The sequence below is a fragment of the Streptomyces sp. NPDC030245 genome (assembly GCF_055572995.1).
Genome location: NZ_JBVICF010000013.1, coordinates 152,321 through 172,586, shown reverse-complemented (window position 1 = coordinate 172,586; position 20,266 = coordinate 152,321). Strand labels below are relative to the sequence as shown.

Annotated in this window: 16 protein-coding genes; 10 read left to right on the top strand and 6 right to left on the bottom strand. The window is 73.8% G+C overall.

Translation table 11 applies throughout. The features are described 5' to 3' along the window. Nucleotide 1: 1 nt before the first annotated feature. Nucleotides 2-1,132 carry a PAS domain-containing protein gene (locus tag ACZ4Z4_RS31065; RefSeq protein ID WP_468334628.1) on the bottom strand — a complete coding sequence of 377 codons (1,131 nt, stop codon included), beginning with the start codon at nt 1,130-1,132 and terminating at the stop codon, nt 2-4. Between the two features lie 83 nt (nt 1,133-1,215). Here ACZ4Z4_RS31065 and ACZ4Z4_RS31060 point away from each other — a divergent pair, with 83 nt between their 5' ends. The 3 genes from ACZ4Z4_RS31060 to ACZ4Z4_RS31050 all read left to right on the top strand — a co-directional run bounded on the left by ACZ4Z4_RS31060 (nt 1,216) and on the right by ACZ4Z4_RS31050 (nt 4,435). Further along, nucleotides 1,216-1,914: an ANTAR domain-containing response regulator gene (locus ACZ4Z4_RS31060; protein WP_468334946.1), complete on the top strand. Its 699-nt coding sequence runs from the start codon at nt 1,216-1,218 to the stop codon at nt 1,912-1,914. A 239-nt stretch (nt 1,915-2,153) separates the two neighbouring features. Beyond that, entirely contained in the window at nt 2,154-3,401 is a 1,248-nt protein-coding gene (locus ACZ4Z4_RS31055; RefSeq protein WP_468334625.1) for an aminotransferase class I/II-fold pyridoxal phosphate-dependent enzyme, read from the top strand. Beyond that, entirely contained in the window at nt 3,398-4,435 is a 1,038-nt protein-coding gene (locus ACZ4Z4_RS31050; RefSeq protein ID WP_468334623.1) for an MBL fold metallo-hydrolase, read from the top strand. Before ACZ4Z4_RS31055 ends, ACZ4Z4_RS31050 begins: the two co-directional genes overlap by 4 nt. Here the strand turns inward: ACZ4Z4_RS31050 and ACZ4Z4_RS31045 are convergent. Next, complete coding sequence (locus ACZ4Z4_RS31045; protein WP_468334620.1) at nt 4,323-5,330, bottom strand: hypothetical protein; 1,008 nt, start codon at nt 5,328-5,330, stop codon at nt 4,323-4,325. The two genes, ACZ4Z4_RS31050 and ACZ4Z4_RS31045, sit on opposite strands and share 113 nt — an antisense overlap. 4 nt (nt 5,331-5,334) lie before the next feature. Further along, nucleotides 5,335-5,727, bottom strand: coding sequence for a hypothetical protein (locus ACZ4Z4_RS31040; protein ID WP_468334617.1), 393 nt, complete (start codon nt 5,725-5,727; stop codon nt 5,335-5,337). A 110-nt stretch (nt 5,728-5,837) separates the two neighbouring features. Here ACZ4Z4_RS31040 and ACZ4Z4_RS31035 point away from each other — a divergent pair, with 110 nt between their 5' ends. Beyond that, entirely contained in the window at nt 5,838-9,266 is a 3,429-nt protein-coding gene (locus tag ACZ4Z4_RS31035; protein ID WP_468334614.1) for a CHAT domain-containing protein, read from the top strand. A 22-nt stretch (nt 9,267-9,288) separates the two neighbouring features. Here ACZ4Z4_RS31035 and ACZ4Z4_RS31030 read toward each other — a convergent pair whose 3' ends face one another. Continuing rightward, entirely contained in the window at nt 9,289-9,903 is a 615-nt protein-coding gene (locus ACZ4Z4_RS31030; RefSeq protein WP_468334943.1) for a DedA family protein, read from the bottom strand. Further along, the gene (locus ACZ4Z4_RS31025) at nt 9,903-10,679 is read right to left on the bottom strand and encodes an MBL fold metallo-hydrolase (RefSeq protein WP_468334611.1); all 777 of its coding nucleotides are present in this window, start codon (nt 10,677-10,679) and stop codon (nt 9,903-9,905) included. The genes ACZ4Z4_RS31030 and ACZ4Z4_RS31025 overlap by 1 nt, the downstream gene beginning before the upstream one ends. A 91-nt stretch (nt 10,680-10,770) precedes the next feature. On the opposite strand from ACZ4Z4_RS31025, the gene ACZ4Z4_RS31020 reads away from it, so the two are divergent. The 3 genes from ACZ4Z4_RS31020 (at nt 10,771) to ACZ4Z4_RS31010 (ending at nt 14,909) form a co-directional block, all read left to right on the top strand. After that, nucleotides 10,771-11,193 (top strand): hypothetical protein, encoded by a 423-nt coding sequence (locus ACZ4Z4_RS31020; protein ID WP_468334608.1) that lies wholly within the window; start codon nt 10,771-10,773, stop codon nt 11,191-11,193. A gap of 96 nt (nt 11,194-11,289) precedes the next feature. After that, complete coding sequence (locus tag ACZ4Z4_RS31015; RefSeq protein ID WP_468334605.1) at nt 11,290-13,434, top strand: phage holin family protein; 2,145 nt, start codon at nt 11,290-11,292, stop codon at nt 13,432-13,434. Nucleotides 13,435-13,517: 83 nt separating this feature from the next. Further along, entirely contained in the window at nt 13,518-14,909 is a 1,392-nt protein-coding gene (locus ACZ4Z4_RS31010; RefSeq protein ID WP_468334602.1) for an amino acid permease, read from the top strand. A 5-nt stretch (nt 14,910-14,914) separates the two neighbouring features. On the opposite strand, the gene ACZ4Z4_RS31005 is transcribed toward ACZ4Z4_RS31010, so the two are convergent. Beyond that, nucleotides 14,915-16,546 carry a DUF6345 domain-containing protein gene (locus tag ACZ4Z4_RS31005; RefSeq protein WP_468334599.1) on the bottom strand — a complete coding sequence of 544 codons (1,632 nt, stop codon included), beginning with the start codon at nt 16,544-16,546 and terminating at the stop codon, nt 14,915-14,917. A gap of 327 nt (nt 16,547-16,873) precedes the next feature. Between ACZ4Z4_RS31005 and ACZ4Z4_RS31000 the strand changes: the two genes are divergently transcribed. From ACZ4Z4_RS31000 to dnaK, 3 genes are all read left to right on the top strand, one after another. Then, a complete protein-coding gene (locus ACZ4Z4_RS31000; RefSeq protein WP_468334596.1) occupies nt 16,874-17,674 on the top strand; it encodes an SAM-dependent methyltransferase in 801 nt (266 codons plus the stop codon). A 122-nt stretch (nt 17,675-17,796) separates the two neighbouring features. After that, nucleotides 17,797-18,222: an OsmC family protein gene (locus ACZ4Z4_RS30995; RefSeq protein WP_362992930.1), complete on the top strand. Its 426-nt coding sequence runs from the start codon at nt 17,797-17,799 to the stop codon at nt 18,220-18,222. Between the two features lie 149 nt (nt 18,223-18,371). Next, nucleotides 18,372-20,255: a molecular chaperone DnaK gene (gene dnaK / locus ACZ4Z4_RS30990; RefSeq protein ID WP_468334593.1), complete on the top strand. Its 1,884-nt coding sequence runs from the start codon at nt 18,372-18,374 to the stop codon at nt 20,253-20,255. Nucleotides 20,256-20,266: the final 11 nt, after the last annotated feature.

The following is a 20,266-nucleotide window of genomic DNA, read 5'->3' as shown; positions in this document are numbered from 1 at the left end:
CTCAGCGGTCGGCGGCGCCGCGCCGCATGGCGAGCGCCACGTGCCGCGACATCACGTCGACCGCCCGCGCCTCCGCCATCGAGAAGGCCAGCCGCGCACCGCTGCGGAACAGTGTGAGGACACCCTCCACCGGGCCCCGCGGGCGTGCGGTCAGCGGCACGCACAGCAGGGACGTGACCTCGGCGCGGATCAGGACGTGCGCGCCGGACGCGTCCCTGCCGAAGCCGTCCGGGTCCTCCGGGCGCACCTGAAGCGACGCCGCCCCGCCGCGTGCCGCCTCCATGACGAGGGGGGACGCGGCGGGGTCCTGCGCCAGCACGTCGGCGACCGGGCCGTCCGGCGGCCCGAGCACCGTCGTGCGCCGCGGCCGCGCCGCACCCTCGTCGGCGATCACCCAGTCGGCGAACCGCCCGTGCAGGACCGCCGCCGCCCGTTCGAGGACGGCCGCACGGTCCCCTTCGGGCGCGGTCAGCAGCGCCGACGTCATGGCGTCCATGAGGTCGAGCTGCGCCGCGTGCCGCGTCGCCTCGCCGAGGTCGGGGGCCGGACCCGGCGCGCTCGGCCCCCGCTGCACGCGGTCGGCCGCGGGCTGGAGCACGACGAGGACCGCCATCCGCGGCTCGGTGCCCGGCCGCAGCGCCGTGAGGGTCGCGCGGACCGGCGCGCCGGGGCTCTGCTGGAGGTGGACGTTGAGGCTGCGGTCGCCCTCGCCGCGGGCGACCGCGGCCGTCTGCGAGCGGAAGGCGACCCGGTCCGCGTGGAGCAGGAACCCGGTCAGCGGCCGGCCCGTCGCGTATCCCGCGCGCACCCCGGTCAGGCCCGTCGCGGCGAAGTTCATGCGGCGGACCACGGTCTCCCGGTCGACCAGCGCGACCGGCAGCGGCAGCCGCTGGAACAGGGAGCGCAGCAGCCGCTGCTCGTCCCGGTCGGAGGAGGTGTCGTCCCACCGCCCGTTGACGGCGAGCCGCCGGTAGGTGGGCCACAACCGGTCGGCCACGTGCTCGAGTTCGAAGATCGCCGCGTCGAGCACGGTGCTGAGGTCGCCGGCGGGGACGGACCGGGCGGACTTCAACTCCGCTATGCGGCGCACAAAATCCGCGAGCTCTTCACCGAACTCCTCCATCTGAGACATGCGTCGAACCTAGCCGCTGCGGCAGTTTCCCGGAGGGCTTGACGGGAAGCCGAAGGACAGAGGAGGTACACGTCATGGCGCCGATGCCCGACCCGGACCTGCTTCGACCCGAGTCGTCCCTGCCCGGCCGCAGGCTCTCCGAACTCGCCGAACAGGCCGTTCGCTGCACCCCCGCCTGCTGCGGTGCGAGCACGACGGTCTCCGACGGCGGCGACGAGCACCCCACCGCGGTCACTCACCCCGACCTCGCCGGGCTCGTCTCGGTGCAGCTGAACTCGGGCGACGGGCCCATCCCCGCCGCCGAGGAGCGGGGCACACCGGTCGGCGCCGACGATCTGCTGCGGGACGAGCGGTGGCCCGAGTACCGCGCGATGGCCCTCGACTCCGGCGTCCGCTCCAGCGTCACGCTGCCTTTCAGGCGTGGCGGACTCACCGTCACCCTGAGCCTCTTCAGCTTCCGTCCCGGAGCGTTCGACGACCCCGGCCACGGGCCCGCCCAGGCGCTCGGCGACCTCGCCACGGCGAGCTTCGTGCGCGACCGGTACTACCGCGCCGCGCTGACCGAACTCGACCAGTTGGGCACGGCCATGCGGACCCGGCCCGTCGTGGACCAGGCGTCCGGGATCGTCATGCATGTCCTCGGCTGCGACGCGGAAGCCGCCTTCGGGGTGCTGCGGCGGATATCGCAGACGACCAACAGGAAGCTCGCGGACGTCGCGGCCGCGCTGGTCGAGACGAAGGGCCGCGGCCTGGAACGCGAACTGGTCTCCCTGGCCCGCTGAGCACACGCACAGAAGACAGAGACGGTACGGCCCGAACCGGGGCGGACGACCGGTTCGGGCCTTCCGCGCGTGCCCCGGGACGCTCACCCGGGCGGAGGCCAGGGCGGGCGCGGGAGAGGGCACCGCGTTGTGATGGACCCGTACGGCGATGCCCCGGCGCCGACCCGGCGCGTGCTGGATTCACACCCCCGCGACGGGGCATGACCAGGACAGAGGTACGCGAGTGCACGGAGGTACGGATGCGGCGGACCGACACCGAGGGCCGCGGCCCCGTCCGGTACGGGCCGCACCCGCCGGAGCCCGGCCTCCCGGTCCTGCCCGAGCTGGCGGCGGCCGCCGCCGCGGCGGCGGGCCGCTCCCCGTGCGAGCCCGCGGGCGGCGGCCCCGTGCTCCTCGACGCCGCGTGCGGCTACTGGACCCGGCGCGGCCTGCCGGTGGAGCGCGACCGGACCGCCGCAGCCCCCGGCGCCCCGCCCCTCCTGCTCGCCCTCACCGCGGCCCTCGGCGGCGACGTCCTGCTGCCCCGCCCCTGCCCCGCCTGGTGGGCGCCCCAGGCGCGGCTGCTCGGCCGCGGCGTCTACCACGTGCCGACGCCCGCCGAATGCGGCGGCGTCCCCGACCCCTACGCCCTCCTGGAGACCGTCCGCCGGGTCCGCGCCGAGGGCGGCACACCCCGGCTCCTCGTGCTCTCCGTGGCCGACGACCCGACCGCCACAGTCCCGCCCCCCGAAGTGCTCCACGAGACCGTCGAGGCGGCCGTCGACGAGGGCCTGCACATCGTCAGTGACGAGACCTGGCGCGACACCCTCCACGACCCGCACGACACCGTCCTGATCGGCCCCGCCGAGATGGACCACGAGCGGGTGACCGTCCTCTGCGACCTCGCCGGGCCGTTCCTGCCCCCGGCGCTGCCCGCCGCCGTGGCTCGCTTCCCCGCCACCGCCGAGGGCGCCGCCCTGCGCGCCCGCACCCTCGACGTCCTCACCGCGCTCGGCGCGACCCTCGCCGCCCCCGCGGCGGCCGCCGCCTCGTACGCACTCGGCGAACCGGACGAGATCACCGACCGGCTCACCGCCACCGTCCGGCTCCACGCGCGCGTGGCCGCCGCCGCGCGGCGCGCCCTCCTCGCCGTCGGCGCCCTCACCGGACCTCCGCAGGCGGGCCGCCACCTCTACGCCGACCTGGGCCCCCTGCGGTCCGCGCTCGCCGCGCGCGGCGTCGGCGACGCGCAGGATTTGGAGGACTTCCTCACCGGGCGGCTCGGCATGCCCGCCCCGGGCGGCCACCGCTTCGGCGACGACATGGACGCCCTGCGCGTACGCCTGTCCACGGGCCCCCTCCTCGGCTCCACGCCCGCGGAACGCCTGTCCTCCCTCACCGCACCCGACCCCCTGGACCTGCCGCACGTGAGAACAGCGCTCAGCACCTTCGGATCGGCCTTCGAAGACCTCCGTGCAGCAGACCGGCGAATGGAGCCGCCCCGATGACCCAGCAGACCCAGCAGACCCAGAAGACCCGACACCACCACGTCCGTTCCCACCCCCACACGTCCCCGCCCGGCGGACCCCGCGTATGGCCGCGGTCCTTCGCCGACCGGCTGACCGCCCCGCTGCCCGGACTGCGCGGCCTCGCCCGGTTCGCCCGCGAGAGCGCGCTGCGGCCCCGGCCCGAAGGGCTCGCCGACATCCCGCTGCTGCCCTTCGAACCCGGGCCGCTGCCGGACGTCGACGCCCGCACCGTCGCCGTCACCTGGGCCGGGCACGCCAGCTGGATCATCCGCATCGGCGGGCTCACCGTCCTCACCGACCCGGTCTGGTCGAGGAAGATCCTCGGCACTCCGGCCCGTGTCACGCCCGTCGGCGTCGCCTGGAGCGCCCTGCCGCGGGTCGACGCGGTCCTCATCAGCCACAACCACTACGACCACCTGGACTGGCCGACCCTGAAGAGGCTCCCCAGGGACACCCCCGTCCTCGTCCCCGCGGGGCTCGGCCGCTGGTTCACCCGGCGCCGCTTCGTCGACGTCACCGAGCTCGACTGGTGGGAGGGCGCCGAACTCGGCGGGGTGCGCCTGGACTTCGTGCCCGCGCACCACTGGTCCAAGCGGAGCCTCCTCGACACGTGCCGCACGCTGTGGGGCGGCTGGGTGCTCACGGACGCGCGGGGGCAGCGGGTCTACTTCGCGGGCGACACCGGGTACGGCCACTGGTTCGAGCGCATCGGCGCCCGCTACCCCGGCATCGACCTCGCCCTCCTGCCGATCGGCGCATACGACCCGCGGTGGTGGCTGCGCGACGTGCACTGCGACCCGGAGGAGGCGGTGCGCGCGGCGGCCGACCTGGGGGCGCGCCGCATGGCCCCGATGCACTGGGGCACCTTCCTGCTCTCCGCCGAGCCGGTCCTCGAACCGCTCACCCGGGTGCGCGAGGCGTGGGAGCGGACGGGGCGGCCGCGCGAGGACCTGTGGGACCTGCCGGTCGGTGCGTCGCGCGTGCTGGATCGAAGCTCCGCAGCTGCCGGGTGAGCGCGTCCCCCAGGGTCTGGTCCAACGGGCCGCCGTGTTCGATGCCCAGCTGACCGGCCAGCTCGACGGCGTGCAGACGGACGGCGGCCTCCAGCAACTGGGCGTAGGCCTCGACCGCGCCGCGGAGCCGGGACCTCGCGGTCAGCGCGAGCACCCCCGCGACCGGCGCCGCGGGCCACCACCACACCGCCAGCGGCGCGTACAACACCCCCCAGCCGCCCAGCGTGGACGCGCGCGTGAGCGCCTGCTCGGCGGCGGTGATCTCCGCGCGGGTGGTCTCGGGCAGCATGAGCCACAGGTGCGGCCAGAGCACCGGCAGGTCCAGGTGGTGGTCGCGCTCCAGGCGGACGGCGACGGCGTGGACACGGTCGCCGCTCCACGTCGGCCGGTCCGGTTCCTCCACGCCGACGCGCCGCACGGCCCGGTGCGCCGCATGGCGCGGCGCGGGGTCGGCCCGCTCGCCCCGCAGCGCCAGGAACCGGGCGTCGGCGTCCAGTTGGTGCCGGTAGCGCAGCGCGGCGTCCTCCCAGCGAGCCCGGCGGCGTACGACGCGTCCGTACGCCCACTGCCGGAACGGACGCGGCCAGACCCGCCACCCGGCGGCCAGAACGGCGCGCCGGAGCACCGAACCCAGCCCTTGGGCGGCAAGGCCCGCCGCCCCGGCCGCGGCGAGAACCGCGCCGAGCAGCACGACCTGCCCGCCGATCTCGGAGGCGACGGGGGACTGGGCCCACCGGCCGATCCGGTCGACGAGGAGCCGGTGGTCCAGGGCGTGGGCGTGGCCGAGGGAAGCGGCGACGGTGGCCGTGGCGAGCAGGAGCGCCCCGGGCAGCACCAGCAACGTGAGCCAGCGCTCGGCGAGCTTCTGCCCCAGTGCGCCGAGGAACCCGTTCACCGCGCTACAGCCGTTCGCCGCGCAGGGGTCGGCCGCTGACGCGGCAGCGCGGCGCGGCGGAGCCGTCGGGCCAGGCGATCCGGGAACACTGGCGCGTCGGACAGAGCAGTACCCGCTCGTCGGGCAGGGCGGGGTCGACCCCGAACGGGGTCATGCCCCGGGCGGCGCCGCCGTGCACGCCCACGGCGTCGCCCGCCGCGAGCAGCGCCTCGTGCAGGGCGTCCAGCGCGCGGGCGGGGTCCTCTCCGGCGCGCAGGTCGGCGAGGAGGCGCTCCAAGGGGGCGGCGCCCCCGGTCGCGTACGTCTCCAGGTCCGCACGGATACGCTCCAGACGCTCGCAGACGTGGGCGATCCCCTCCCGCACCCTCGTGTCGACACCGCTGCGCTGTTCCGCCACTCCGAGCCCCCTGTCCGTACTGACGCGGCCATGCTGTCCGAAGCCGCCCGTCCGCGGCAACAGTCGATCTAGCCTTGCCGGTTGACGAGCCGTCATCGACAGGGGGCCTGATGGGACAGCGCGAAAGGCTGCTGGCAGCGGTCAGGAGCTGCGTGGAACGGGCGGGCGACAGGCGGGGCCTGTCCCACGCCCTGGATCCGGCCGCGCTGACCGCCGCGCGCGATCTGGCGGCGTTCGCCGCCGAGGGTGACCTGGAAGCCGCGCACGCCTTGGCCTGGCTGCATTACCTGCGCTCCCAGGCGCTCCCGCGGGCGCGGGCCGAACGGGAGTGGAAAGAGGCGGTCCGCCTGTTCGGGCAGTGCTTCGTCACGGCGGAGGAAACCGTACCGGAGTCCCTGCGCCCGGCCGTCGCCGAGCGGGCGGTGCCCGACCTGATGGACCTGCTCACCCGCTCGTTCACCACCACCGATCCGGCACTCCTGGACATCGCCGTGGACCTGGCCCGACGTATCGAGCGCAGGCTGCCCGAAGGCCATCCGCGTCACGCGCACACCCTTTCCCTCCTCTGTGCCGCCCTGGACACGCGGTTCGTGCGTGGCGGGGAGCTGACGGACGCGGACGACGCGGTGCGGGCAGGCCGTGCCGCCGTCCTGGCCACCCCTGACGGCCGTCCGCAGCGCGCGGGCTACCTCTCCAACCTCTGCGCCGCTCTGCTGAACCGTGCCAAGCACACCGGTGACGTGCGGGACATGGACGAAGCGGTGGCCACCGGCCGCGCCGCCGCCCGGGGCGGCGGCGAGGACGACTCCGAGCGGGCCCAGCACCTGACCAACCTCGGTGCGGCCCTGCGGGCGCGGTTCCAACGAAACGGCGAGCCGGGCGACATCGACGAGGCGGTGGAGGCGAGCCGCGCCGCCGTCCGGGCCGCACGCGCGGAGGACCCCCGCCGGAGCCTTTTCCTGTCCAACCTCGCCGTCGCCCTACAGTCCCGGTTCCAGCACGCCGGGATGCTCACCGATGTGCACGAGGCCGTGGAGGCGAGCCGCGCCGCCGTCCGGGCCGGCGCGCGGAGCGCGGGCTTCCTGTCCAACCTCTGCCTCGTCCTGCTGGACCGCTTCAACCGCACCGGGACGCTCGCGGACGTGGACGAGGCGGTGGAGGCGGGCCGCGCCGCCGTCCGGGCGGCACCCGACGGACACCCCGACCGGGTCGTGAGCCTGACCGGCCTCAGCTCCGCCCTGCGGTTCCGCTTCCAGGGCACCGGGACGCTCGCGGACGTGGACGAGGCCGTGGAGGCGGGCCGCGCCGCCGTCCGGGCCACCCCCGGCCGGCACCCCGAACGCGCGGAACGCCTGGCGGGCCTCGGCGCCTGCCTGCGGATGAGGTTCGAGCGCACCGGGGACCTCGGAGACGTGGACGAGGCCGTGGAGGCGTGGCGCGCCGTCCTGCGGATCGTCCCCGACGGCCACCCCCGACGCGCGGCGTACCTGGCCGAGTTCGCGGTCGCCTCGCAGCTGCGGTTCGAGCACGGCGGGGACCCGGGCGACCTGGACGCGGCGGTGGAGGCGAGTCGCACCGCCGGCAGGCTCACTCCCGACGGCCACCTCCGGAGCATGCACCTGGTCAGCCTCTGCATCGCCCTGCGGACGAGGTCCGAGCGCGGCGGGGACCCGCGCGACCTGGACGAGGCGGTGGAGGCGGGCCGCGCGGCCCGCCGGGTGCTGCCCGCGGACCACCCCCACCGTGCCGGCGCCCTGATGAACCTCGCGAGCGCCCTGCGGCTGCGGTACGAGCGCACCGGAGCGGCAGCCGACTCGGCGGAGGAGCGGTCCGTCTGGGAAGACGCGGCCGAATCGGCCGCCGCTCCACCGTGGATACGTATCCGTGCGGCGCGCGGGGCGGCGCGCCTGGCCGCGCCCTCGGACCCCGGCCGGGCGGCCGCGCTCCTGGAACGGGCCGTACTGATGCTGCCGCAGGTGGCACCGCGCCGCCTGCGGCGGGGCGACCAGCAGCACGCCCTCGGCACCGACGCCGTCGACCTCGCCGCCGACGCGGCGGCCCTGGCCCTGTCCGCCCCCGGCGGCACCGCGTCGGAACGGGCCGCGCGGGCGCTGCGCCTGGTGGAGGCGGGCCGGGCCGTGCTCCTGTCCCAGGCGCTGGACACCCGGGACGACCTGTCCGAGTTGCACGTCCACCACCCCGAACTGGCCTCGCGCTTCGCCGAGCTGCGTGACCTGCTGGACCAGGAGCAGACCGCAGCCGAGGGGGCGGCCGCGGGCGCGGGCCACGAACGACACCGCGTGGCGGCCGAGCTGGAGGAGCTGATGGACCGCATCCGGGCCCTCGAAGGCTTCACCGGCTTCGGACTGCCCCCGACCCTCGACGCCCTCCTGGGCGAGGCCGCCCACGGCCCCGTGGTGACGTACAACGTCAGCCGCTACCGCAGCGACGCGCTCCTCCTCACCGGCGAGGGCATCACCTCGTGCCCCCTGCCCCGCCTCACGGAGAAGGCCCTCTACCCTCAACTGGAGACCTTCCACCAGGCATTGGGTGAGGTGACGGCGCCCGACGGCGACCGGATCGCCGCGCAGCGGTCCCTGCGCGGCGTACTGGAATGGCTCTGGGAGGCGGCCGCGGAGCCGGTTCTGTCGGCCCTGGCCGCGACGCCCGGCATGGCCGCGGAGCCCGGGGAATTGCCGCGGGTGTGGTGGGCGCCGGGTGGGCTGCTGGGACTGCTGCCCCTGCACGCGGCGGGCTTCCACACCGACCAGGGCGACGCGGCACCGCGCCGCACGGTCCTGGACCGGGTGATCTCCTCCTACACGCCCACCGTCCGAGCCCTGCGCCACGCCCGCAGGAGCCGCCGCCTGCCCCCGCCCACCGACGAGCCCGGGTCCCTGATCGTCGCCATGCCGAACACACCCGGTCTCAGCCCCTTGGAGTACGCCGCCGAGGAGGCCCGCCGGATCCACCCCCTGCTGCCCCGCCCGGTCCACCTCACGGCACCCGGCCCCACCGCCGACGGCGCCCCGCCCCCGCCGAGCCGCGGGACCCCGACCACGGACACCGTCCTGGCCCGCCTCCCGCGGTACACCGTGGCCCACTTCGCCTGTCACGCCGAGAGCGACCACGCCGACCCCGCACAGAGCCGCCTGCTCCTGAACGACCACGCCACCACCCCGCTGACCGTCGCCGCGCTGGCCCGGCTGAACCTCACCCACGCACAGCTGGCCTACCTCTCGGCCTGCGGTACCGCGGACCCCGGCAGCTTCGATCTGCTGGACGAGGCCATCCATCTCACCAGCGCGTTCCAGCTCGCGGGCTTCCCCCACGTCATCGGGACACTGTGGCCGGTCGGCGACCGCCTGGCCGCCGACATCGCCGAGTCCTTCTACACCCACCTGACCACCGGCCCGCCCGGCGGGGCGCTCACCCCCGCACGGTCCGCCACGGCCCTGCACCACACCATCCGGGCGATACGCGACCGCTACCCGGCGACGCCGTCGCTCTGGGCGGGCCACCTGCACGCGGGCGCGTAGGCGACGGCCCCGGCCCCGGCGTCTACGCCGGGGCCCGCCGGACCTTGCGCCACACGGCCGGCGCCACGCTGATCAGTACCGTCAGCGCCACCGCGACCGCCACTCCCTCCCACGGCTCCTTGAAGAGGGACCCGCCCAGGATGCCGATCAGCTGGTACGTCACGGCCCACGCGAGGCACGCCGGCACGTCGCCGCGGGCGAACTGACGCAGCGGCATCTTCGCCATCAGGCACGCCAGCATCACCGGGATACGGCCCGCGGGGACGAGCCGCGACAGTACGAGGACCATCACGCCGTGGTCCGCCAGCTTGGCCTGCGCCTGCGCGAGGCGCTCCTCCGGCGCCCGGTCCCGTATCGCCGCGAGCCAGCGCGAGCCGTTCTTCGAGCGCATGCCGCGCCGCCCCAGCCAGTACAGGGCCATGTCCCCGAGGAACGCCGCGAGCGCCGCGACGGCGAAGACCACAAGGAGTGCGAACGGCGCCGTCTGGTGGAAGGCCACCACCGCCGCCGAACTGACCAGCGCGCCCGTCGGCACCACCGGGACCAGCGCGCCGATCACCACGAGCAGGAACAGCGACGGATAGCCGACCGCCTGCTGCGTACTCTCCGGCGACACCTGCACCGCCGCGGCCAGCATCACCTGGACACCTCCGGCAGCACGCTCTCCCCGTGCGCGAGCCGGTGCACGGCCACCTCGGGGGCGAGCAGGGCCGCCTGCCGTACGAACTCGTGGCCCGGCGCGTGGAATTCGTGCGGACGCACGGCGTCCATGCCGATCGGCCAGTACGTGCCGTAGTGCACCGGCACCGCGCTGCGCGGCGCGAGCCGGGCCAGCGCCTGCGCGGCACGGCCCGCGTCCAGATGCCCGTGGCCCAGATAGGGACCCCAGCCGCCGACGGGCAGCAGCGCCACGTCGACGGAGCCCACCTCCTCGGCCATCGAGTCGAAAAGACCGGTGTCCCCGGCGAAGTAGGTGCGCGCCTCCCCGTCCACCACATAGCCGAGGGCGGGCGACCGGTGCGGGCCCACGGGCAGCCGCCGCCCGTCGTGCAGCGCGGACACCACCCGTACGACGAGATCACCGACCGGGACCTCGTCGCCGGGGACGACCTCGGTGAAGCGCAGGTGCGGCAGCCGGCGGGCCAGGCCCGGCACCGACCGCGCCGTCCCGCGCGGGACCAGCGCCCGGGTGCCCGGCACGAGCCGGGCGAGCGACGGTACATGCAGATGGTCGGCGTGCAGATGCGAAAGGAGCACGACGTCGGCGACGGCGGCGCGCGGCGGCGGCAGTGCGCCCCTACGACGCCTCAGATGCGCCAACCGGCGGGCGAAGAGCGGGTCGGTCAGCACGCGGACGCCCGAGTCCTCGACCGTACAAGTGGCGTGACCCCACCATGTGACCTCTACGGGCACCCGTTCCTCCTTCGTGCGACTGTCTCCGAGCCTACGGCCAGGAGTAGGGTCAGCGGCCGGTACCGAAGGTCGGGAAGGTCAGGGGGACGCCGTGGGAGATGCCGTGGGCACCGGCGCCGTGCGCGTCGCGGCGATCGCCAGCCTGACGCCCCTGGAGGAGCTGGAGGCCGACCCCTTCCTGGTCGACTCCCGCAGCCAGCACGCGATGTGCGCCCGCTGGGCCGCCGCACGCGGATACGTGATCACCAGGGAACTCGTCGTACGAGGACTGCGCGCCGACCACGCCATGCTGTGGGGCGACATCGAGGCCGGCCTCGTCGACCTCTTCGTCGTGCCGAGCCGCAGGGTCCTGGAGCGGGCGCTGAGATCCGCGGACGAGTTCACCGCGGAGTGCGGGCGGCGGGGCGTGCGCATCGAGACGGCGGGCCTCGCCGAGCCGGCGTACGACTCCCAGATGAAGGCGAGCGTGCACCGCAGGCTGTCCATGCCGACGGCGGGCTACGACGGCCGCTGACCACCACGTGCCCCCTCCCGGCGGCCTTCCCCGCCCCCCACCGGCAGGTTGTGACACGCTGGTGGCCGAAATCCGGGGTCGCTGAAAGGGCTGGGCGTGGGGCAAGGGCGATGGCGGCGGTTCGGCAGCGCTCTGTGGCGTGTGGTCGCCGTGTGGGCCGTCAGCACGCTGACGATGCTCGTGCTCGCCGGCATCCTGCCGGACTTCAGGCTCCAGGCCGGTGACGACGACAGCGCCACCCGCATCGCGGTCACCGCGGCCCTCGGCGCCGGCGCCTTCGGTCTGCTCTCCGCGCTGGTGTGGCCCCTGCTGGTGCGCGCCCTGCTGCTCGTGCCCGCCCTCGTGCTCGGGCTGCTCGCCTTCTTCCTCAACGGCTCGCTGCTGCTGCTCGCCCTGAGCCTCATCCCCGAGGGTCGCGGCGAGGCGGGCGCGGAGACCGCCGTCGTCGTCGCCGCGGTGATGTCCGCCGTCGCGTCGGCCACCGGCGGCGCCCTCGCCGTGCGGGACGACGACGCCTACCGGCGCAGGCTCTACCGGCTCGCGGACCGGCGGCGCAGGCGCGGCCCGGACGGCAGCCCGGGGCCCGCGGGACCCGGCACCGTCTTCATCCAGCTCGACGGCGTCGGCCACGACGTCCTCACCGCCGCCGTCGCCAAGGGGCTCATGCCGACCGTCGCCCGCTGGCTCGGCGGCACGGGGAGCCCCACGCACCGGCTCACGCCCTGGCGCACCGACTGGTCCAGCCAGACCGGCGCCAGCCAGCTCGGCATCCTGCACGGCTCCAACCACGACGTGCCCGCGTTCCGGTGGTACGAGAAGGACACCGGCGAGGTCATGGTGAGCAACCGGCCCGCCTCCGCCGTCGAACTTCAGCGGCGGGCCGTCGCGCGCACCGGGGACGGCGGACTCCTCACCGTCGACGGCGCGAGCCGCGGCAACCTGTTCAGCGGCGGCGCCGAGCAGCTCGCCCTCGTCCTGTCCGTGGCGGCCCGCAGGGGCAAGGAGAACCGGTCGCGGGCCGGGTACTTCGCGTACTTCTCCGACCCCGCCAACGCCGTCCGCACCGCCCTCTCCTTCGTCGCCGAGGTCTTCCGCGAGCTCGGTGAGTCCACCCGCGCCCGGTGCAGGCGGACCCGCCCGCGGGTCGGCCGCGGCGGCCTCTACCCGTTCATCCGCGCCTTCGCGACCGTCGTCGAGCGCGACGTCGTGGTCGCCGCCGTCATCGGGGACATGCTCGCCGGGCGCAGCGCGGTCTACGCCGACCTCGTCGCGTACGACGAAGTGGCGCACCACTCCGGTCCCTCGGGCAGGGACGCCGAGAAGGTCCTGCGGCGGCTCGACCGGTCGCTCGCGCTGCTCGACCAGGTCGCCGAGCACGCGCCGCGCGCCTACCGGATCGTGGTCCTCTCCGACCACGGGCAGAGCCCCGGCGAGACGTTCCGCGCCCGCTACGGCCTCACCCTCGCCGACTTGGTCCGGGCCGGCTGCGGGCTGCCCGTGCCGCGCAGGGCGCAGCGCACGCACAGCGGCGCCGAGGCCCGAGCGGCCGTGCGGGCCGCGCTGCGCCGGCCCGTCGAGGAGGGCGCCGAGGAGCGCCGTCCGCTCCGCCGCGCCGAGCCGATCGTGCTGGCCTCCGGCAACCTCGGGCTCGTCTCGTTCCCCGACGTGCGCCACCGCATGACCCGCGAGGAGATCGACCGCCGCCATCCGGCGCTGCTGCCGACCCTCGCCAACCACCCGGGCATCGGCTTCCTGCTCGTACGCAGCGCGGAGCGGGGCCCGGTCGTGCTGGGGGCGCGGGGCGCCGAGGTGTATCTGGACGAGGAGCCCGCCGAGCTCGGGCCGCTCGCCGACTTCGGCCCCGGCGCCGCGGAGGCCGTACGGCGCACCGACGGCTTTCCGCACACCGCCGACATCATGGTCAACTCCTGGTACGACCCGGAGGAGGGCGAGGTGCTCGCCTTCGAGGAGCAGATCGGCTCGCACGGCGGGCTCGGCGGGGCGCAGTCCCGGCCCTTCCTGCTGTCGCCGCTCGTCCTCTCCGACCCGCTGCGGGACGCCGAGGACGGCGCCGGGCTCGTCGGCGCCGAGCAGGTCCACCACGTGCTGCGGCGCTGGCTGGGGGAGGCCCAGGGGCCGCAGATACCCGTGTCCGTCGATGTGAACGATTCCTTGTTCGACACCCCGGACGACACAGCTTTTGCGGCGCCCGACCACGCCGCACCGGACAAAACACACTGATTTGGATCGGCGTCCGCGGTGCCCGACCATGTCCTTCGCCCGGCGATCCCGGGCCCCGGGCACGACGAGAGGCGCACCACCCCATGCACGACACCGGAACCGTTGCACCGTCGGATCCGGCCCCCGACCAGGGAGAACCGGCGCAGGACCAGAGCAGGCACGCCCGCCGCTTCGGCCTTCCGATCGCCACCTGCCTCGTGATGGGGAACATCATCGGCGGCGGCATCTTCCTGCTCCCGGCCTCCGTCGCCCCGTTCGGCACCATCAGCCTGGTGGCCTTCGCCGTGCTGACCGCCGGGGCCATCGCCCTCGCCCTCGTCTTCGGCAAGCTCGCCGGGCGCGACCCGCGCACCGGCGGCCCGTACGTCTACGCCCGCGCGGCCTTCGGCGACTTCGCGGGCTTCCTGGCCGCCTGGTCGTACTGGATCACCACCTGGGTGAGCAACGCGGCCCTCGCCGTCGCCGCCGTGGGGTACCTGGACGTCCTCGTCCCCGTCAACGACCACAAGTGGAGCGCCTGCCTGGCCGCGCTGGTCCTGCAACTCCTGCCCGCCCTCGCCAACTTCGCGGGCACGCGGTACGTCGGGGCCGTCCAGCTGGTCGCCACCGTCCTGAAGTTCCTGCCGCTGCTGCTCGTCGCGGTCGGCGGCCTCTTCTTCTTCGACAGCGCCAACCTCGGGGCGTTCCAGGCGAGCGACGACAGCCCCCTGGGCGCCGTCTCGGCGGCCGCCGCGATCCTGCTCTTCTCCTATCTGGGCGTCGAGTCGGCCGCCGTGAGCGCCGGCGAGGTCCGTGACCCGCGGCGCAACGTGGGGCGCGCCACCATCCTCGGCACCCTCGGCGCCGCCCTCGTCTATCTGCTCGGCACCCTCGCCGTCTTCGGGACGGTCGCGCACGACAAGCTGGTCTCCTCCACCGCGCCGTTCTCGGACGCCGTCGACGTGATGTTCGGCGGCTCCTGGGGCGGCACCGCGGTCGCCTGCGCCGCGCTCGTCTCGATGGTCGGCGCCCTCAACGGCTGGACGCTGCTCAGCGCGCAGACGCCGTACGCGGCCGCCAAGGACGGGCTCTTCCCGAGCGCGTTCGGGCACAAGAGGCGCGGCGTGCCGACCGTCGGCGTCCTCGTCACCGTCGTCCTCGCCTCGCTGCTGACCGTCTACAACTACACGGCGGGCTCCGGCGGGGTCTTCGAGTCGCTCGTCCTGATCACCACGTTCACGGCGACCGTGCCCTATCTCCTCGCCACCGCCGCGCAGATCTACTTCCTGGTCTCCGGGCAGCGCGAGCGCGTCCACCGCGGCCGCCTGGTGCGGGACGGCGTCCTCGCGGGTGTCGCGTTCGCGTTCGCCATGTGGCTGGTCGCAGGCTCCGGCTACGCGGCCGTCTACCAGGGCGTGCTGTTCCTCTTCGTCGGTGTGCTCGTCTACGCGTGGATGGCGGCCCGCAAGCAGCGGGCCGCCACCGTGAGCGACTGAGCGGGTTACCTCGCCAGCGGCGCGACGACCCAGCGGCGGGTCTTGAACATGCTGCCCGGCGAGCCGATCTCGATCAGCTTGCGGGCCGCGGGGTACGCCTCGTTGCCCTCCAGCTCATAGCCGACCTCGAAGGTGCCGGGGACGTCGCTGACCTGGGGCGCCCGGGCCGCCGTCGCGGCCTGTGCCGGGTCGTCGGCGGTGACCGTGGCGAGCTGCGCGAGGAGTTTGCGCTGCGCCGCGTCGAGCGCCTTGCGCGGGTCGCGCTCCAGCGGCGCCGCCGCGGCCTTGCCGCCCTTGGGCGACGGCGGTGAGATCTCGGTGCTCGGCTCGCGCGTGCTGCCGGTGGTCCGGCGGGTGGCGATCTCGGCCTGGACGGCGGTGCCGTCGTTGTCGAGCCCGACGCGGATCAGGCCGCGCCCCGGCGTGATGACGGGCACGCCGTCGAAGACCTGCCGGAACGTCACGTGTGTTTGCAGCGTCACCGGGCGCCCGACCTCGGAGCCGTCCTTCGTCCCGGAGTTCTGCATCAGGTCGTGCACGCTGTCGACGACCAGCTCGGCGCCCTCGGCGTACCGCTCGGCGACCGTGCGGGCCGCCTCGATCGCCCGCTCGGTGGGCAGCTGCTGGGTGTTGCGGTGGTTGGGCTCGGCGAGCCTGACCCAGCGGACGCCCTCGGGACCGGTGGAGACGACGCGGTCCCCGGAGGTCGCGTTGAGCACGCCGAGCTCGTCGACCTGCACCTCCTGGAGCGCCGCCGACGGGAAGTCGGCCAGCTGCCCCAGCCTGCCGAGCTCGGCGCTCGGGTCGCGGGGCGCCAGCTGGACGATCTGCTGCTGCCCGGGCAGCCGGGTCAGCGCCTCCCGGACGCCTTCGCGCGCGTAGTACCAGCGCCACGCGTACCAGTTGTCCGGCACGTGCTCGCGGAAGAAGTTCCGCTCGGTGTTGAGGCGGTTGGTGGCCTCGGCCTGGGTGGCGCCGACCGCACACACCGACGGCGCCTGGCCGTGGTAGATGTCCCAGCTGGCGTTGAGCCAGGCGTCGCAGAAGGTCTGTCCGGCCCGCCACTTCTCCCAGAACTTCTTGCCGTAGTCCGGGCTGTCGATGCTGACCGTCTCGAACCCGAAGATCATCCGGAAGCCGATGTTGGGCCCGGCCCAGGTGCGGATCGGCGAGTGCCCGCCGGTGACCTTCAGCGAGTCACAGGTCGACCAGAAGACGTAGTTGGCCTTCTCGTTGCCGAGCGCCATCCGGTTGGAGACGGCGTCGCTGCGCCCGTCCCAGGCGGCGCCGAGCGGCGCGAAGAACACGCCGTTGCCGTCCATGCCGCCGTGGCCGGAGTGGTAGACGGCGCAGACGGCGTCCATGCCGTAGCGGTCCTGCCAGTTGTCGTACGTCTCCTCGTACGCCCACACCTGCGCGCCGCCGTCGGCGAACCAGAAGTTGCGGTCGTAGAACTGCTGGAGGTACGCCAGCCAGCCGGTGGCGTCGGCGTGCGTGTGGTACAGCGGCGACTGGTTGACGAACTTCTGGATGCTGAAGGCGCCCCACCAGCCGAAGGTCGAGTCCCGGTCACCCGCCGCTCCGGGCTTCTCCGGTTCGAGTGGCGACGGACCGCGGTCCGAGTAGTTGATGCGCATGGCCCTACCCCCTGAGAGGATCTCCTCGCCGTCGTCCGCGAGGGGGCCTCAAAGTGTCACCGCGGGCGTGCCTTGCCCAGTTGCCATTCCGGCCATAGGACCCCCGCCACGTGCCTGTTCCCGCACCTCAGAAGCCCCTGTGGCGCGGCGGCCCACACAACGTGTTCGTATCGGGCGACGCGTACCTGCACACCCTGCTCGAACATCTCCCCGGTGCCGGCCGGGCGCCGGGCGGCTCGTATCCGCCGTGGCGACATCGCGTCGGTCGCTTTCCGGCCGGGCATACCGTTCACAGTTCAATGTCACCGGTGAGAAGCGGAGTTGCCCATGCACAGCGCAGAGGATCGGATCGACACCTCGACGGCGCATTCGGCGCGGGTGTACGACTACATCCTGGGCGGCAAGGATCACTACCTCGTCGACGTCGAGGCGGGCGACGCCATGTGCAGGCACTGGCCGGCGCTGCCCGTGCACATGCTGGAGAACCGGCGGTTCATGCACCGTGCCGGGCGGTTCCTCGCCCAGGAGCACGGTGTACGGCAGTTCCTCGACATCGGCACCGGCCTGCCCACCGCCCCCAACCTGCACGAGGTGGTGCAGGGCGTGGCACCGGAGTCCCGCGTGGTCTACGTCGACAACGACCCGATCGTCCTGGCCCACGCCCGCGCCCTGCTCCAGAGCTCGCCGGAGGGGGCGACCGCCTATGTCGACGCCGACATGCACGATCCGGACGCCATCCTGGACAGCCCCGAGTTCCGTGCCCTGGTGGATCTGGACGAGCCGGTCGGCCTGATGGTCATCGGCATACTGCACTTCATCCTGCCGCCGGACGACCGGCGTCTCGTGCGGCGCCTGCTGGAGCCGCTCCCGTCGGGCAGCTTCCTCGCCATGACGATCGGCACCGCCGACTTCGCGCCGGAGGAGGTCGGCCGCGTGGCCGAGGAGTACGAGCGGCAGGGCATGCCCATGGCGCTGCGCGACCTCCCCGCCGCCACCGCCCTGTTCGAGGGCCTGGACCTCCTGGCTCCGGGCGTCACCCAGGTGCACAAGTGGCGTCCCGGCCCCTTGCAGGACGGCATCGACGACGGGGCGATCGCGATGTACGGGGCGGTGGCGAGGAAGCCCTGAGCGGGCCGCTTCGGCCATCGCACGCCGTGCGTGGCGACCGCGCGCCCCGTTTTCGTCCGGAGTGTGATCGGATGGTGGCAACGGAAAATCCGATCACGGATCCGCACTGAAGGGAACACATCGTGGCTACCACTCGCTCCGCGCACACCGTCTGGGAAGGCTCTCTGGCGGAGGGCTCGGGCACCGTCACCTTCGACTCCTCCGGCATCGGGGAGCAGGCGGTGTCCTGGCCGTCGCGCGCCGAGGAGGCGAACGGCAAGACCAGCCCGGAGGAGCTCATCGCCGCCGCGCACTCCAGCTGCTTCTCCATGGCCCTGTCGCACACCCTGACCGGTGCCGGCAACCCGCCCACCCGGCTCACCACCTCCGCCGACGTGACCCTCCAGCCCGGCACGGGCATCACCGGCATCCACCTCACCGTCGAGGGCGTCGTGCCCGGCATCGACGAGGCCGCCTTCGTCGAGGCCGCCGAGAAGGCCAAGGACGGCTGCCCGGTGAGCCAGGCCCTGACGGGCACGACCATCACGCTTTCGGCCAAGCTGGCCTGAGAAAGCCGCAGTTGACAGTGCCGCCGCCCCTGTCGGGGTGGCGGCATTGTCGCGTGCGGCATTGACATCGACCCGCTCAAGTTTTGTGATGGAGAACGGAGTAGACCGGGAAACGGGGGACGTGAGCTCGCGGCGGAAGGGACTGGACCATGGCACGTGCGGTCGGGATCGATCTCGGGACGACGAATTCAGTGGTGGCCGTGCTGGAGGGCGGTGAGCCCACCGTCGTCGCCAACGCGGAGGGCGCGCGCACCACACCCTCCGTCGTCGCCTTCGCGAAGAACGGCGACGTCCTGGTGGGTGAGGTCGCCAAGCGGCAGGCGGTCACCAACGTGGAGCGCACCGCGCGCTCCGTCAAACGCCACATGGGCGACGGCGGCTGGCGCTTCCCGGAGAGCGGCTCCGTGGACGGCACCCGCTACACCGCGCAGGAGCTCTCCGCGCGCGTCCTGCAAAAGCTGAAGCGCGACGCCGAGTCCTATCTCGGCGAGGACGTCACCGACGCGGTGGTCACCGTGCCCGCGTACTTCGACGACACCCAGCGCCAGACCACCAAGGAGGCCGGTGAGATCGCGGGGCTCAACGTCCTGCGCATCATCAACGAACCCACCGCGGCGGCCCTCGCCTACGGCCTCGACAAGGGCGACGACCAGACCGTCCTCGTCTTCGACCTCGGCGGCGGCACCTTCGACGTCTCGCTCCTGGAGATGGGCGAGGGCGTCATCGAGGTGAAGGCCACCAACGGCGACACGCAGCTCGGCGGCGACGACTGGGACCAGCGGATCGTCGAATACCTGGTGCGGCAGTTCAAGAACGGGCACGGCGTGGACCTCGGCAAGGACAAGATGGCGCTCCAGCGGCTGCGTGAGGGCGCCGAGAAGGCGAAGATCGAGCTGTCCTCGTCGAGCGAGACGGACATCAACCTGCCCTACATCACCGCCTCCGCGGAAGGCCCGCTGCACCTGGCCGAAAAACTGACACGCGCTCAGTTCCAGGAGCTGACGGCCGACTTGCTGGACCGCTGCAAGGAGCCCTTCCACCAGGCGGTGCGGGACGCGGGCGTCCAGCTCTCCGCCGTGGACCACGTCATCCTGGTCGGCGGCTCCACGCGGATGCCCGCGGTGACCGACCTGGTCAGGGAGCTCACCGGCAAGGATCCGCACAAGGGCGTCAACCCCGACGAGGTCGTCGCGCTCGGCGCGGCGCTCCAGGCCGGAGTCATCCGCGGCGACGTGAAGGACGTGCTCCTGCTCGACGTGACACCGCTCTCCCTCGGCATCGAGACCAAGGGCGGCATCATGACGAAGCTCATCGAGCGCAACACCACGATTCCCACCCGGCGTTCGGAGACCTTCTCCACCGCCGAGGACAACCAGCCCTCGGTCGGCATCCAGGTCTTCCAGGGCGAGCGGGAGATCGCCGCGTACAACAAGAAGCTCGGCGTCTTCGACCTGACAGGCCTGCCGCCCGCGCCGCGCGGCGTTCCGAAGATCGAGGTCACCTTCGACATCGACGCCAACGGAATCATGCATGTCTCGGCGAAGGACCAGGCCACCGGGCGCGAGCAGCGCATGACGGTGACCGGCGGTTCCGCGCTGCCCAAGGACGACATCAACCGCATGGTGCGGGAGGCCGAGGAGCACGCGGAGGAGGACCGCAAACGCCGTGAGGCGGCCGAGGTCCGCAACCAGGCGGAGCAGCTCGTCTACCAGACGGAGCGGTTCCTGCGCGAGAACGGCGAGCGGGTGCCGGCGGACACCAGGACCGAAGTGGAGTCGGTGTCCGACGAGTTGAAGGGCCTGTTGAAGAACCGGGCGGACGACACGGCGGCCCTGCGCGCCGGCGCGGAGAAGCTCGCCGCGGTCAGCCAGAAGATGGGCCAGGCGATGTACGCGGACTCCGGCGGGGGAGCCCAGCAGGAGACGGCCGCGGAAGCCCCCGCCGAGGAGGGAGTGGTGGACGCGGAGATCGTGGACGAGGAGGACAAGCCCGCCGGAGAGAAGGGCGACGGGGACAAGGGCGGCGGCCGATAGGCGCTGTGGGG

Bases quoted from the DNA above. Each gene is read 5' to 3' on its own strand.
- ACZ4Z4_RS31065 (WP_468334628.1), bottom strand. From the start codon at position 1,132: ATGTCTCAGATGGAGGAGTTCGGTGAAGAGCTCGCGGATTTTGTGCGC.
- ACZ4Z4_RS31060 (WP_468334946.1), top strand. From the start codon at position 1,216: ATGCCCGACCCGGACCTGCTTCGACCCGAGTCGTCCCTGCCCGGCCGC.
- ACZ4Z4_RS31055 (WP_468334625.1), top strand. From the start codon at position 2,154: ATGCGGCGGACCGACACCGAGGGCCGCGGCCCCGTCCGGTACGGGCCG.
- ACZ4Z4_RS31050 (WP_468334623.1), top strand. From the start codon at position 3,398: ATGACCCAGCAGACCCAGCAGACCCAGAAGACCCGACACCACCACGTC.
- ACZ4Z4_RS31035 (WP_468334614.1), top strand. From the start codon at position 5,838: ATGGGACAGCGCGAAAGGCTGCTGGCAGCGGTCAGGAGCTGCGTGGAA.
- ACZ4Z4_RS31030 (WP_468334943.1), bottom strand. From the start codon at position 9,903: ATGCTGGCCGCGGCGGTGCAGGTGTCGCCGGAGAGTACGCAGCAGGCG.
- ACZ4Z4_RS31010 (WP_468334602.1), top strand. From the start codon at position 13,518: ATGCACGACACCGGAACCGTTGCACCGTCGGATCCGGCCCCCGACCAG.
- ACZ4Z4_RS31005 (WP_468334599.1), bottom strand. From the start codon at position 16,546: ATGCGCATCAACTACTCGGACCGCGGTCCGTCGCCACTCGAACCGGAG.
- ACZ4Z4_RS31000 (WP_468334596.1), top strand. From the start codon at position 16,874: ATGCACAGCGCAGAGGATCGGATCGACACCTCGACGGCGCATTCGGCG.
- dnaK (WP_468334593.1), top strand. From the start codon at position 18,372: ATGGCACGTGCGGTCGGGATCGATCTCGGGACGACGAATTCAGTGGTG.